At 40.3% G+C, this 14,941-nt stretch carries 8 protein-coding genes; 1 reads left to right on the forward strand and 7 read right to left on the reverse strand.

Annotated features, from left to right (window positions below; all coding sequences use genetic code 11):
* Positions 1-8: 8 nt before the first annotated feature.
* The 4 genes from KO521_RS02120 to KO521_RS02135 form a co-directional block, all read right to left on the reverse strand.
* Positions 9-2,300 (reverse strand): FAD-dependent oxidoreductase, encoded by a 2,292-nt coding sequence (locus KO521_RS02120; RefSeq protein WP_215938255.1) that lies wholly within the window; start codon positions 2,298-2,300, stop codon positions 9-11.
* A gap of 46 nt (positions 2,301-2,346) precedes the next feature.
* Positions 2,347-3,936: a sodium:solute symporter family protein gene (locus KO521_RS02125; protein ID WP_252729817.1), complete on the reverse strand. Its 1,590-nt coding sequence runs from the start codon at positions 3,934-3,936 to the stop codon at positions 2,347-2,349.
* 187 nt (positions 3,937-4,123) lie between these two features.
* On the reverse strand, positions 4,124-5,932 hold the full coding sequence (locus tag KO521_RS02130) for a RagB/SusD family nutrient uptake outer membrane protein (protein ID WP_215938257.1): 1,809 nt from the start codon (positions 5,930-5,932) through the stop codon (positions 4,124-4,126).
* An 18-nt stretch (positions 5,933-5,950) separates the two neighbouring features.
* A complete protein-coding gene (locus KO521_RS02135) occupies positions 5,951-9,058 on the reverse strand; it encodes a SusC/RagA family TonB-linked outer membrane protein (RefSeq protein ID WP_215938258.1) in 3,108 nt (1,035 codons plus the stop codon).
* Positions 9,059-9,430: 372 nt separating this feature from the next.
* Here KO521_RS02135 and KO521_RS02140 point away from each other — a divergent pair, with 372 nt between their 5' ends.
* Positions 9,431-10,447: a GntR family transcriptional regulator gene (locus tag KO521_RS02140; RefSeq protein WP_215938259.1), complete on the forward strand. Its 1,017-nt coding sequence runs from the start codon at positions 9,431-9,433 to the stop codon at positions 10,445-10,447.
* A gap of 9 nt (positions 10,448-10,456) precedes the next feature.
* On the opposite strand, the gene KO521_RS02145 is transcribed toward KO521_RS02140, so the two are convergent.
* Genes KO521_RS02145 through KO521_RS02155 form a run of 3 tightly spaced genes read right to left on the reverse strand, consistent with a single transcriptional unit; the run spans position 10,457 to position 14,832 of the window.
* Positions 10,457-11,899, reverse strand: coding sequence for a carbon starvation CstA family protein (locus KO521_RS02145; protein WP_215938260.1), 1,443 nt, complete (start codon positions 11,897-11,899; stop codon positions 10,457-10,459).
* 24 nt (positions 11,900-11,923) lie between these two features.
* Complete coding sequence (locus tag KO521_RS02150; protein ID WP_215938261.1) at positions 11,924-13,042, reverse strand: hypothetical protein; 1,119 nt, start codon at positions 13,040-13,042, stop codon at positions 11,924-11,926.
* Entirely contained in the window at positions 13,039-14,832 is a 1,794-nt protein-coding gene (locus KO521_RS02155; protein WP_215938262.1) for an FAD-dependent oxidoreductase, read from the reverse strand. Before KO521_RS02155 ends, KO521_RS02150 begins: the two co-directional genes overlap by 4 nt.
* Positions 14,833-14,941: the final 109 nt, after the last annotated feature.

Genomic DNA, 14,941 nt, shown 5'->3' on the forward strand with positions numbered 1-14,941 from the left:
GATGTTTTTTATGCGAAAATGGAAATTTTAAAAACCGAAACAGGTATATGTTCTTCATTTTGAATAAATTCGAAAAGAAGTTTTTCTGTGGAAATGGATTCTTCCAATTCAATAGTATTTATGGCTTGGTAATTTCCTGTTACTTCCTTAAGAATAGAACCTGAAGCATCTTTTATGCGGTAATCGGATACTACAAAAGGAATGACCTCCTCGGGGTGGCCCATCAATGTAGTTTCTAAGGCATGGTCATAATCGCAGTCAAAAAAGAGCTTAATGGTTTTAATAGCTACTTTTTCATTCCAGTTCAGCGAAATGCTAGGAGATTTGTCCTCTATATTCGCTACCCAAGCATTGGTGTTTCCATTTGAAGTAGGACGTACTTCGCTATTTTTTAGATTATCGGTCTTAAAAACTGATAGTGATTTTGATAGTTTAAGAGCTATGTTTTTTCCTTCCGGGCGACGTTGAGGCGTCCAAAATTCAAAACTATCTACATTAATTTCAGCAGGTGGGTCTTGTCTCCCGTAGTTAGAAACAGCTTTGTTTATTTTGTTCTCTACAGTCATTAAACCGGTAACACGATCATTTGAAAGACGAACCTTAATATTTTCATTTTTCATAAGACAGAAAAATGAATAATGGTCTAGGATTTGCGTTTTAGTAGTTGAAAAAGTGACGGTCTGTTTCCCTTTTTTAAGCTCAACTTCTTGTTTGTCAATAATAATATCAGGAGTGAAATGCTTACATGCCGAACTGCTTTTAAGTTGTAGTTCCAAAACGGTTTCCTCTACAGCCTCAACTTCAATTTCAAGGGTTATATTTTCGTTGGCTTTTAAAGGTAGCATCTGTGCAAGACCAAAGGTTAAGGTCTGCCAATCATCCGCGGCAGCGAAACCATTGAATTCCAAAGTGGAACTAGCATGAATAGTTGCGTTAGTTATTAAGTCCGCAGTATCTTCCAACGAAAGTCTAGGAATACTCTGCCCATCTCTATTCAGTGCCAATTGCAATTTTTCTATCTTATCTTTAGATGCAATATCTCTGGGAAGTAATCCTTCTTCTTTACATAGAACCGCCGCTTTGCCTACCGCCTGCGCACCATGGGCACACGTAAGCATAACACGAGAGGAACCAAAGGCAACGTGACTGGCACTGATGATTCTACCTGCTAAAAAAAGATTATCTATGTTCTTGGAATAATAGCAACGATAGGGGATAGAATATACTCCCTTGCCGTGCCATTGTGTGCAGGAGTTATGTTCACTGTAGATACCATCTGCAGGGTGAAGGTCCATTGCCCAGCCGCCAAATGAAATCGCATCGTAATAATCGCGTTGTTCTACAATATCTTTTTGGGTCAGCATAAAATCGCCCTCAAACCGACGACTTTCTCGCTTTCCGGGAATTGTACCTACCCATTCTAGCGTAAGATTATCCGCTTCCGGATATTTTCCGCTGTTCTTTACGTAATCCCAAATGCCATAAACAACTTTCCAAAGCTCAAATTTAATGTCTTCGGACTGATGAACGGTGTCAAGCCGACCGCCATGCTCAACCCACCATAATTTACAACCATGGTCTCCGAGTTGATAATTTTTTATTCGAGGAAGGTTTTCTGCATTTTTTATAGCAAAAGAAGGTGCTGTATATGATATTGGTTTGCCTACATCTTTGGTGTAAAAATAAAGAGAATGCCCTAAAAGGTTCCCATAATCTTTAATATTAGGAGCAAAACCTTCATCAAACTCTTCCTTAGTTTCAGCACCCATTCTAAAAGAGGCGCCCGCCATAAAAGCAACAATACCATCTCCGGAGGCATCACAAAATAATGGCGATGAAGCGATATATGTAGTGGAGTTCTGACTACAAAAAGCGGTCACATTTTTCACTTTTTCATCACTGCCTTTTTCAACCTCATACACTGCTGTATTCAACAGTAAGGTAATATTTTTCTCTTCATATACTTTCTCAAGCAAAACCGTATCAAAAATTAACGGGTTTCCTTCTTTATTACGTTTTAGGTTTTCTAATAGGATCTCATTGATTAATCCACCTTCACGGCTCCAACGGTTGTTGTTTCCCATGTGGGAAGTGGCACCTAAGCTCCATAAACGAACCTCGGAAGACGCATTGCCGCCAAGTACAGGTCGGTCTTGTATAAGAACAACTTTTAGGTTTGAGCGGGCCGCCGTAATTGCAGCACAGACGCCTGATAGACCACCACCTACAACCACCAAGTCTGCTTCTAGGGGTACGGTCTTTGTTTTTCTGGTTTGGGAACTATATGCTTCTAAAATCATAAAATGCGATTTGTACTTTAGTAATTAGATTTGGATTTTATATGCCTCAATTGGATTGTGCCATTTGGTCAGGGTCTTTTTTAGTGGCTTTAAAAATGATATAACTACCTAAAAGCATTACTAAAAATCCCATGCTACCCACTAATATGGCACCAGTTTCGGCTATGAACGACAGTATTAAAATCATTAGGCCGGTGAGCGCTACGCCTATACCTATGACCCGAGTACCTTTTTTGTTTCCAGAAGCAGCATCATCTTCCGCTTCCGATGTTTTTTGAGTAACTTTAAGTTGGTAATTGTCATATTCTACCATTGTGGTATTTTGTGTACGGGCATATATTTCAAATGCCGCTAGTAGAACGATGGGAATACCCATTCCAAATCCCATTTCCTGAGCCCTGTCAAATGAAAAATTTAGAAGGGCAGGGGCCAAGAATTTGAAAAAAGCATTAATTGTTAAGGTGATAACCGTAACCATCAGAGCGCTTTTACCTGTTTGATGTCTACTGAATAAAGCCCACATAGGAGGTAGGAACATAGCACCTCCAGTTATGGCCGCTAGACTCATAACTACTTCTACGATACCGCCCATATAAGGAACCAATAATGCTATTATAATGGTAAGAACGCCAAGAAATATGGTGGCCATTCTACCTACCTTTACAAGTCTATCTCCGTCTGCATTAGGTCTAAAGTGCTTATAAACGTCATTTGCCAAAACTCCTGCAGAAATGTTCAGGGTAGTATTTACCGAGCTGGAAGTAGCGAAAATCATTCCGCCCAACATTAGGCCCAACATTCCTACCGGCAACACTTCTTTGCACATTAGGAGGTAGGCGCCTTCATCTGCCAAGCCGCCCAATTCCGGATTAAGAACTCTATAGATCATTGGCGGCAACATCCAAACTAAAGGACTTACCAAATAGAGTCCGCCAAAAAGCCATCCTACTTTTTTTGCATCTTTCGGCGTGCCTACACTAGTATAACGTTGTACATAGGCCCAGTTCCCTGCAATGAAGAAAAGGTTGTACAATCCAAAGGCAATCATAAAGCCCCAAGTGTATTCCTCGTTCACCAAAGCGAAAAAGTTTTCGGGTGCTTGTGAAATGAAATTATTCATCCCTCCAATTTTATCCAGTGAAAGCGGAACGACGATTAAAACAGCAGCTGTTAGGACAACGAATTGGAGTACATCCGTAACAATTACTGCCCATAGTCCGCCAACAGCGGTGTATATTAATATTAAAATACCTAAGACGATAATGCTCGTGTTAATAGGGAAACCAGTTGATACTTCCACAATTTTAGCCACTGGGTACAAAAAGGCGCCCGTGGTAAAAATGGATATCAGCAGAAATAAGTAGGTGTATATTTTTTGAGTGCTGTAACCTAAACGATCCGTAATAAATTCTGCTGCAGTCAGAGCTTTTGTTTGTTGCCATTTAGGTGCAATGAAAAAACCGATTAGAACACCGGCTATGCACATGGTCGTTTGTATGGTAATGGCAACCCAACCACTTGAATAGGCAATGGAGCCCCAGACTACGAATGTTCCTGCAGAAAAGAAACTCATAAAGAGGGAGAGACCACTCATCCACCAAGGTAGGGCACCGCCTGCGGCAAAGAATGATTTCATGTTTTTACCCGACTTTGAGAAGCTTAACCCACATACAAAGACAAGTAAAGTGAAAATTAAAATAACCGCTATATCTATTGTGCCCATTCTTACTGTTAAATTTACTATTAATGAGTCAGCTAATTAAGAAATAGGAGGCAAACTTGTACCTCCTATTACATAAAACTAACAAAAACTAACTCACTTTTTAATAACCCGGGTTTTGGGTAACAACTTTTTCTGTGGCATCAATTTCCGCCTGTGGTATAGGCCATAAGTAATGCTTGCCTGCATCAAAAGTTCTTTCTTCCAATTCTCTATAATCTAGGTTGCCTAACTCCACCCTTGGTTGTGTTGGTGCTCCGGTATAATCTATATGACCGTCATCATCAATATTAGGTACAAAACCTAAATCTCCTATTTTGCTGAATCCGTTTGCGGGGCCGCCCAAAAGAGTGGTGTTCAATACTTTTTCGGCAATTCTCCATCGCTTAATATCAAACAATCTTAAACCTTCATCTGCAAACTCTACTTTACGTTCCCTTCTAACAATTTTTCTAAGCTCTGCCTGATTGGTAGTGGATACAGCAGGAAAAGGAACGGCACTATTGGCATAAGCTCTTTCACGCACGGAATTAAGAGCGTTTAAAACGCTGCCGTCTATGGAACCAGCTTCAATTTTAGCTTCTGCATAGTTTAAAAGTACTTCGGCATACCGAATTAAATAAATGGTCTGTTCTGATTGTAATGGGCTAGGTCCACCGGATAAGGAGCCCAATAACCTTGGTGCATCCGAGAATTTTTTCCAGAAATAACCACTAAAAGCGGTAAAACGGTTAGCTCCACCGGTGACATATTCCGTACCGTCATAAGGATCAACTATGGTACGTCCCGCTGGATTGGCCGAATTTGGATTGAATACACGCTCTACTTTAACACCGTCTTCTATTCGCCATGTAGCAATACTATCACTATGCTGTTGAATAATATGGCCCGTCCAAACTCTGTTGGGCAAGGCAATTGTTGCCGCCAATCTTGGATCGCGATTCTCGAACGGATTAATAGGGTTGTATTCCGGATCTTCGTCAATAGGTAATCCGTTTATGGTTTCATAACTGTCTACCGTTTGTTGCGCAGGTACCAATTGGCACCATCCACCAAACCTACTACCTTGTCTTTGAGACAGGCCGTGGGTTTTTGTTCCGTTAATATAGGAAAGGTCAAATAAGACTTCGGAAGAACCTACACCGGCATCTGTAAATAGCCCCTCGTAATCCGGGTACAATGAAGGAGTATCGGGCGAGTTCATTACTTTAAGGGCGGCACTTTCCGCCAATTCGTAGTCTTCATTATAAAGAGCAATACGCGAGATTAGTGCGTTTGCGGCGTTTGCCGATGCACGACCTCTCTCAGTTGCCGGTTGGGTAGGCGGGAGTATGGCAGCAGCCTCCTGTAAATCGGATATAATGCTTGCTACAATTTCAGCCTTTGGGGTCCTGGCAACTATTTCCAGTTCTTCTAGCGAGGTTACCTCGGTTCTAAAGGGAACATCTCCATAAAGTTCCGTTAGATAACTATAGAAAAGAGAACGTAGAAAAAGGGCTTCTGCCTTAATTTGCTCAAAACGATTAGGGTCTGATGCGTCTGCCGCCTTGTCCATATTGGTCAATAGGTTGTTGGCGCGTTGCACTCCTGTATAGAAATTATTCCAAAAACCATTTACAAGACTTTCAGTAGAGGTAAGCCCCCCCGTTGTTGCCACAATAGTTCCCCCCACATTACCGCGATTAAATGCGTAGTCTGTAGTGTGATCTAATAATTGAGGGAAAGGAACCGCGTTCACATAATTTATTTGTTCGTATATACCTGTCAAGGCTACCTCTAGCTGCGCTTCTGTTCTAAAGAAGGTAGCATCGGTAGGACTTCCGGGATCTTCTAGATTAAGGACATTGTCTTCGCATGACCCAAAAACAAGTAGGCCGATACTTAAGATGATTATGTATTTTATATTTTTCATTTTATAGAAATTATACGATTAGAAAGTTACGTTAAGCCCCATGGTAAATACCTTGGTTACAGGGTAAAATGACCCAGTTGAGAATTGCGGGGTTAATGGGTCTATGCCATCTGGCATATTATCCCAAGTTGCCAAGTTCTGACCTGATAGGTAGATTCTAGCATTAGCGATATTGAATTTATCTGTAAAATCTCGCGGTAGTTTATAACCTAAAGTCACATTTCTTAACCTCACATAAGAGGCATCGTGCATCCAGGTTTCGTTGACTCTCCAGTTTGAGTGAGAACTACCTGGGGTTAAACGAGGATATTCTGCATTTGTATTATCAGGAGTCCAGTAATCACCTTGCCATTCTTGGATTTTACCGGCATTGTAAAACGCCCAACCTGCATCACCTTCCAACACTACATCACGTCCTCCAGCTCCTAATAAAGAAATAGAAAGGTCTAGGCCTTTATAGGCTGAAAAAAGTTCGAGACCCCAGTTTTCAGTAGTAATGTTGCTACCTATAATGGTACGGTCATCATTGGTGATGGCACCATCAGGAATACCATCCGGCCCAGAAATATCTGCATATTTAATATCACCGGCCTGAATAGCTCCAAAACCTGGACTTGGTAATGCGCTGTTCAGATTTCCGTCTGTGTCAAAATCACTCTCTTGATACAATCCTTCTACCTTTAGACCATATATAGCACCTATTTCCTCACCAACTTTGTTTATCGTGTTTCCAGGAGGTAATTGGTCCAAACCACCTAAATCTTTGATTTCATTATCAAAACCGGAATAGTTAAGGTTGATGCCATATCTAAAATCCTCACCGATCATATCGTTCCATCCAATTGAAATGTCATAACCTGTATTCCAAACTTCACCGGCATTTTGAACTGGAGCATCAAGGCCTACAGAAGTAGGTATGGTAACACCTAATAAAATATCTTTGGTCTTACGTACATAGTATTCACCGGTAAACGAAAGTCTACTGTTTAAAAATTTTGCATCGACACCAATATTCTGGGTCTCACCCGTTTCCCATTGTAATTGTGAATTCGCCAGTACCGTCTGTGCACCACCTACAACGGGCGTACCACCAATTACAGCATTGGCGTTACCCAGACCAAATAGTGACGTATAAGGGAAATTAACCTCCTGTGCCACCGCAGAGCCATCAGCTCCTTGTACAGTGTCTCCATTGTTATCAGTTTGATTTGCCGAAAAGATAAATTGATTCCCTAATTGACCCCAAGAAGCCCTAAACTTAAGGAAGTTCAACGTTTCGCTATCTTTTAAGAAGTTTTCTTCCGATACTACCCATCCCAAAGAGAATGAAGGAAATGTTGCCGAACGATAACCTTTCGCAAAACGAGAGGATGCATCCTTTCTAACATTGGCCTCTAAAAGATACTTGTCTTTGTAAGAATAATTGAATCTACCAAAAAGCGACTCTAATCCGTTAAGTGTAGAGCTACCGCTGTTCAATTGTGTATCCGGTAAACCATTATCCAGGCCGCGGAATTCATCCAGAACAAACCCTCTTCTGCTAGCCGTCCAGATTTCTGAATTGAATTTTAAAAATTCGTAACCTCCTAAGACAGATACGTTGTGGTCTCCAAATTCTTTTCCCCAATTGGCTACGGCATTAAAGTTATCTTGAAAAGTTGTAAAAGTCTCCTTAAATAAAGAACTCTCGCCAACTCCACCTCCAACTGTAGTTATGGCAGGCCCACCAGAACCTTCGTAATAGGTATAACCTGCTCTAAAGTCGTCTCTGTCCCTATCAAAAAATTGTGGGGCATAGGTAGCCGAAACGGAAAAATTGTTGAAAGGGCGGTAAGTTACCTTTGCCAAGGCCCTGAAATAATTGGATATGGTTTCATCCTTAGCACTAGAATTTGCAAGTGCAATTGGGTTACTGCCTCCAAAACCGGAACCATAGGTTCCATCATCGTTAAATGCGATAAATAGTGGCTGTAATCGGTATGCAGACCGCGTAAGGTTTTGTAGTCTAGCTGGCTGGCTCTTTACTTCTCTTCTAAAATTCAGGTCAAAGGCAACATCCAATTTTTTGCTAAGCGCATAATCTATGTTGAACCTACCATTGTATCGCTGAAAATCAAAATTTGCTATGTTACCTTCTTGGTCCGTAAAAGAGATAGAACTAGCGGTCTTCAGTTTTTCTGAACCACCACGAATGGACAAGCTGTGGTACTGTTGTATTGCAGCAGAACTAAAAAGAAGGTCTACCCAATCCGTATCGGGTAGGGCTTCAGTACCCACACCATTACCAGAACGGTATTGGTTTAAGGTTTCTTCCGAGAATGCACCTGGCTCAGCGCTATTAAAGGCTTCCATATATCCCAAAGCGTCCATGAACTTTAAGTTTTGCGCTACGCTTTGTATACCTACGTAGGTATTATAAGTTGTTGATATTTCACCTTCTTTACCTCTTTTGGTTGTAATGAGAATTACACCGTTAGCGGCACGAGACCCGTAAATTGCCGAAGCCGAAGCATCCTTAAGAACAGATATGGATTCAATATCACTAGGGTCCAATCCGTTAATGTCATCTGGAATACCATCTACTAAAATAAGGGGATTATTTTTAGCTCCATTTCCTAGTGTACCTACACCACGAATACGGATTGCGGCACCATCTGCACCGGGTTGACCACTAGATTGCGTAGCCGTAAGACCGGGCACAAGTCCGGCTAGGGCCTGTGATGCTTGGGCAACGGGCTGTTTTGCAATTTCATCTGCCTTTACGGTTTCGACAGAACCTGTTAAGTTTACAGCCTTTTGAGTTCCGTAACCTACCACGACCACTTCGTCCAGCAGAGATGCTTCTTCAGACATGGTAGCGTTGATTGTAGTTTGATTATTTACTGATTTTTCAATGGTTCCGTAACCAATTGAACTGAATACCAGAGTGGCATCTTCAGCTACTTCAATGGAAAAATTGCCATCAAAGTCGGCTACAATTCCATTTGTTGTTCCTTTTTCTACAATGTTGACCCCGGGTATGGGAACACCTTGTTCATCGTTTACGGTACCCGAAACCGTAATTTGGGCCGATATTTGGCTAAATCCAAATACCGTAAAGAGAAAGCATACAATTGCTTGTTTCATAAGAGTAGTTTTAGTTGAAAATTGAGAGTTATACAACACTAACCAATACAAAGTCTAGTCTGGTCTAGTCTGTTTAACAAATAAATAACATTATTCTAAATCTGCCAAATATTTAATTGTTAAATGTTTAAAATTGTACACGAATAATTTACATAATCACACATTTAGCGTCATATGTAAGTGCTTTCTTTATAAATACTACTGACTATGAGCTAATTATAAATGAGTTTAATGGTTGTCAAATCCTTTTGAGGGGTAGTGGAGAGGTGATTTTTTCACTTTTCTTAACCTGATTTCTAAAAAGTTGTTGGTAAATCCGGTATTTTTAGTTTTATTAGTTTTGCACGAATACTTTCCCTCTTAGAAAAGAAAATGGTAAAACTTAGTATCGAAAAAAATTCAAAGAAGCCCAAATACCTTCTGCTGGCAGACAGTATTACGTCTCAAATTGAACAAAAGCAACTGGTTCTAAATCAGCGTCTACCTTCTGTAAACAAACTTTCGGCACATTTTAATTTTAGTCGAGAAACCGTATTTAAAGCACTCAACCACCTTAGTGAGAAGGGTATTGTTAGAGCTGTGGACAAAATAGGTTACTTTGTAAACGACCTTTCCGTCGAAACGGAATTCAAGGTGTTTTTTATGTTGGATAAGTTTACCCCTTTTAAAGAGGACTTGTATAACTCGTTAATTGCTCGGTTAGGTGATAAGGTAAAGGTTCGCCTTTATTTTCATCATCAGAACGAAGAGATATTTGCTCCGCTAATTTTGGACAACCTCAAAAACTACACACATTTTGTTATCACTACTTATATAAAGGATTCTAAAACGGTAAAGAAGGTGCTGAACAAGGTTCCACCTGAAAAATTGATAATTTTAGATAAATACGAGCCGAATATTGATGGGGACTGTGGCATGGTTTTTCAAGATTTTGAAAATGACATTTTCAATTTGCTGTCAGAGAATCTGGATAGGGTAAAAAAGTATAACAAATTGATGCTATTGAATCCATTAAATGCGCCTCACGGAGATTTTGTTCAGAAAGGCTTTGAGCGATTTTGTACTGAATTTTCTTTTGAAAGCGATGTTCAAAATGGCTTTTCTACGGATTATTTTGAGAAAGGTTGTCTCTACATCACTATTGATGCTTATGATAGAGATATGGTAGAGATTATAAAAATGTGTCGCAAAGTGGGTTGGAAATTAGGTAATGAAATCGGTCTTATTAGCTATAACGATACGAGTACGAAGGAAATTTTAGATGGAGGAATCTCCGTTATCAGTACCGATTTTAAGAAAATGGGAGAAGAAGCCGCTAAAATGATTTTAGAAGGACGAAGAGAGCGGAAAGGAAATGAGAGCCAACTGATTCTTAGAAGCTCTTTCTAGAAATAGAATTTACCCTAAACTCACATAAACTTTTTTTCGCTGAACGGCATAATACCAGAACAGTAAAGAAAAACCAATGGTAAGGACTGTACCGCCTATGTAGGCAATGTTGTTCTCTAGTTCAAAGCCTTCTGGTGCAATAAGTATATATGTAGTACATACCATGGTCATAAATATGGCCGGAATTAGGGTTATCCAATACAATTTGTTTTCATAAATAAGATATGCGGTGATCGTCCATAGAACTACTGTTGCTAGGGTTTGATTACTCCAGGCGAAATACCTCCAAATTATTCCAAAATCAATTTGAGTGAGAACAAAGGCGATTATAAATAGGGGAATACTGATGTAAAGCCTGTTTTTAATCTGTTTCTGGTCGGTTTTGATAATATCCGATAAAATTAATCGTGCCGAACGAAATGCGGTATCTCCTGATGTAATTGGGGCAGCAACAATTCCCAATAATGCTAAAACACCTCCTATTTTACCGAGCATGTTCAACGATATTTCATTCGCAGCCCATGCTGCGTTATTCCCATTGGCCAACATGGCATCGTTAAGACCTCCCACATTACCAAAAAACGTCATGGCTGCAGCGGCCCATATTAGAGCTACAACACCTTCGGTAATCATGGTTCCAAAGAAAATTTTTCGCCCTAACTTTTCATTTTGCATACATCGGGCCATTAAAGGAGATTGCGTAGCATGAAAACCTGAAATAGCACCACAGGCAATCGTCACGAAAAGAATTGGAAAGAGTGGTGTAGCTTCAGGGTCAGACGTCATATTTACTAAATTAGCCGGCACCAATTCCGGAATATGATAGTCTCCAAAAAAGAGGGCAATGACCAACCCAAGGGCCATTAAAAGCATGGCAACCCCAAAAATAGGATACAGTTTTCCTATCATTTTGTCTATTGGGAGTAGGGTGGATAGCATGTAATATGCTAGAATTATACCTACCCAAATCCAAAGATTCCACATATTTCCGGTCATGCCATCTATAATTTTTGCCGGTCCCATTAGAAAAACGGTCCCCACAAAAATTAGTAATATCACCGTGAAAAAACGCATAATATGTTTCATCTGAGGCCCCAGATAGATACCCACTATTTCGCTAATACTCAATCCGTCATGTCTAACGGAGAGCATACCGGAAAAATAATCGTGAACGGCTCCGGCAAAGATACTTCCCAAGACAATCCACAGAAAAGCGGCAGGTCCGAACATGGCTCCCGCAATGGCACCAAAAATGGGTCCTAGTCCCGCAATATTCAAAAATTGAATAAGAAATATACGCCAAGCCGGTAGGGGCATAAAATCAATATCATCCCGTAAACGAATTGCAGGGGTTTCCTTTTCCGTGTCGATTCCGAAAATACGTTCTACCACTTTGCCATAGGTATAATAACCAAGTATGAGTACAAGAACAGAAATAATGAAGGAAATCATAAGGTGTAGATTTTAAACGGCAGATTAGCTATTATCCTCTAAAAATTGAACTACAAGATAAGAATTCTTCTCTTTGCTAGAGTCGGCAAAGCCACGTAGATTCTTGAGAATTTCGGAGGAAATTTGCGATTTATTTTCTAAGTGTGATAAAAAATCTCGTATCTGATTTTTAGTGAGCATACTTAACTGTCCGGAAATGGAGGTAATCGTAGCTTCCGATGCAGTATTTATGTGTTGCAATAACAAGCTTCGAGTGTTGATGTCGATATAGGGTAAAGCATCCCAAAAGGGTTGCATCTTATTCGGTTCTTTTGAAAAGGATTCCGCTAAATTTTTAATGATAAACGAACGTACCAGTGGAATACCCGACTTAAAAAGCGTTGATATTCTTGAAAAATTGGTGTCATATTGATTTTTGGTCAGGTTTTCAAGAGCGTACATTTGATAGTTAATGTTCTCATTGTTCAACATGCGAACCAACATTCCTTCAGTTTGTTGTGCAACGGTAAATGCTTTTATTTGGTCTTTAATATCACCATGCACCAGGTGCCAGGCTACATAACAGGAGTAAAGGGCACCGGAAACAACGGATTCTTTTACCTCTTTTATAGTGGCACCGGACAAAGCATCTACACCTTCTATTGTTGAAGGCTTCGGTTTTGTGACCAGCTCATCTATAGCCCTTCTTTTTAAAATGGAATTGTGGTCTTTCAGCAGTTCATGCAGCTTCCAGTAGTCCGAGAACAAAAAATCGTCATGGTCATGTTTGGTCAACGGCTCTTCGCTAGATCGGTCAAAACCTGCGTAGTCGCCCAAAAGCGTCCAATACAAAGTAATATGCATCAGTCTACAATCGCCATCGGCACAAACTGGCGTAATAATATTTGAGGAATACAGCACCGGTGCATCCGAATTATCTCGGAAAATATTTACTTTTTGAGCACCTACGGAATCCACAACAATTTCCATTGGGGTTTCTGATCTATTTAGAATAGTGCCTTGTTTCCAATTCAACACAAAAAACTCAGGACTTTTATCTAATACTGTTTTTTCCGAACTATTAGGAAAAGCAACAGCCGACCCAAACTGAGCTTCACAAAGATGGGTTAGAAGTAAAAAGATGCTAAATGCAAGTCTTCTCATTTTTTTGACGTAGGAATCTTTTCGTATTTCTGTTCTTCTATTAAATCTAGATATTCCTGTAAATAACCTGTGTAAATTTCACGTGGCATAACCTCGTATTTTTTACAAAGGGAAGCCGCATAACCAACGGCAGCACCCATTTGCCCGGTAGTAAGCATAACACGTGGCCCACCGAGCCCTGCGTGGGAGCAGCTGAAATTACGACCGGCCATAAAAAGGTTGCTAATGTTTTTAGAATACAGGCTTCTGTACGGAATGTAATATTGCGGCCCTCTATAAAATAAGGCTTCCGAAATGAAATCTGGATTTTTCTCGTCCTCTAAAACCGTTTGATAATGCACATCTACCGCTCTTTTTTCAATAACGACGCCATCAGGAAATTCTTTTCCGACTTTAGCATCGTTGAAAGTGAAAATATGGTCTCCTACCAATCTTCTGGATTCGCGTTTTCCTACCAAGTACGAAACCCACTCCAATTTTCGGTTTTTGTTTACCTCGTCTTTTTTGGCATTGGAAAATGAACCATAAATAGCACGTAGCATGTGGTCGCGTATTTCTTCGGCATCATCAATTTGGCTCAGGTCGTTTCTACTGAACTCCCATTGCCATTCGCCATTAACTTCTGCATAATCCTTTGATACCGGCATGGCCCAAGGTACTTCTGGAAAACTCTGCGGACTATCCGTGTCTTTAGATCCCCAAAGAACGGAAGAACCCATAACGGCATTATCCGCTTCTTTTGGACTCCATAATTCACCGTGCTCTTCCCAATACTCGCCGTAGGTATCTACACTTTCACGACCATATGAAAATTCGGCGCCAGCCCAAAAACCTATCCAACCATCACCCGTAGAGTCTACAAAATAGGGTGCTGTAAACCGTTTTCTTTCCCCTGTAAACGTTTGTCTGGCATCTACATATTTTACACTATTTTCTTCCGAAATAGCATCATAAGCACGCCAGTTTAGGAATAAATCTATATTATCATAGCTCTTAACGTTTTCGTCCCTTTTTTGTTGGTCCAATTTAGATTCTGCCGAACCGTTAGGATAGTGCTTGGTGTCTATTTTTTTAAGGATACGCTCAAAATTGCCATAAATACCTTCGGTATGAACACGTATTTCTTCACTGGCGTTACCCCCTAAAACTGGGCGATCATGAATCAATGCCACCTTTAAACCTTGTTCTGCACCGGCTATTGCTGCAGCGCAGCCTGCCAATCCTCCGCCTACAACCACTAAATCATAGGTTTTTAATTCCTCTGGTGCATTTGGTTCCGCAGCTAGTTCTTGACGCCAAGACGCTAACTTTTTTGGAGATGATGGAGGTGTTGTTTTTTTGGTAGAAAAATAAATAGCATCACAGCGGCCGTTAAAACCTGTAAGGTCAACTAACTCTATATGTGTTTCGTTTTTCTTATTGATTTTTGTTTCGCCTGCATATTGCCAGCCCCAACCGGAACGTGTGCCCAATACCGTATCTAGTACGGCCTCGTTCACTTTTAACTGAAATTTTCCAGGAGCTTCCCATTCACCCGGAACCCAGTTCATAGTGCGCACCCAAATATGGTATGTACCGGATTTATTGAAATTAACTTTTGTTGAAGCATTTTTTACCGGTTTTCCCATGCCATGTGCATTCAGATAAGAAGAACCCATTTGCTCAACGAATTGTGGGTCTACAAGCCAGCCACCTGGATTATCAAAGCTTTCGGCTTCAACGAGTACGTCTTGAGCGAACAAAGAAATTGAACTAACGAGGAGCAGGGTAACAATCAGTAACTTTTTCATAAGTGGCATAAAATAGAAATAGTGAAAATAAAACTAGTATGGTCTAGTATGGTTTCGGTAAATATATAAAATTATTTTTAATCTAATAATCTAGCATGAAATAAGTGAT

Origin of the sequence: Zobellia uliginosa (assembly GCF_018860745.1) — a bacterium.
Taxonomy (GTDB): Bacteria; Bacteroidota; Bacteroidia; order Flavobacteriales; family Flavobacteriaceae; genus Zobellia; species Zobellia uliginosa_B.

What these genes read in the sequence shown, in the direction of transcription:
- KO521_RS02120 (WP_215938255.1), bottom strand. Translation starts at nt 2,300, where the DNA reads ATGATTTTAGAAGCATATAGTTCCCAAACCAGAAAAACAAAGACCGTA.
- KO521_RS02125 (WP_252729817.1), bottom strand. Translation starts at nt 3,936, where the DNA reads ATGAAATCATTCTTTGCCGCAGGCGGTGCCCTACCTTGGTGGATGAGT.
- KO521_RS02130 (WP_215938257.1), bottom strand. Translation starts at nt 5,932, where the DNA reads ATGAAAAATATAAAATACATAATCATCTTAAGTATCGGCCTACTTGTT.
- KO521_RS02135 (WP_215938258.1), bottom strand. Translation starts at nt 9,058, where the DNA reads ATGAAACAAGCAATTGTATGCTTTCTCTTTACGGTATTTGGATTTAGC.
- KO521_RS02140 (WP_215938259.1), top strand. Translation starts at nt 9,431, where the DNA reads ATGGTAAAACTTAGTATCGAAAAAAATTCAAAGAAGCCCAAATACCTT.
- KO521_RS02145 (WP_215938260.1), bottom strand. Translation starts at nt 11,899, where the DNA reads ATGATTTCCTTCATTATTTCTGTTCTTGTACTCATACTTGGTTATTAT.
- KO521_RS02150 (WP_215938261.1), bottom strand. Translation starts at nt 13,042, where the DNA reads ATGAGAAGACTTGCATTTAGCATCTTTTTACTTCTAACCCATCTTTGT.
- KO521_RS02155 (WP_215938262.1), bottom strand. Translation starts at nt 14,832, where the DNA reads ATGAAAAAGTTACTGATTGTTACCCTGCTCCTCGTTAGTTCAATTTCT.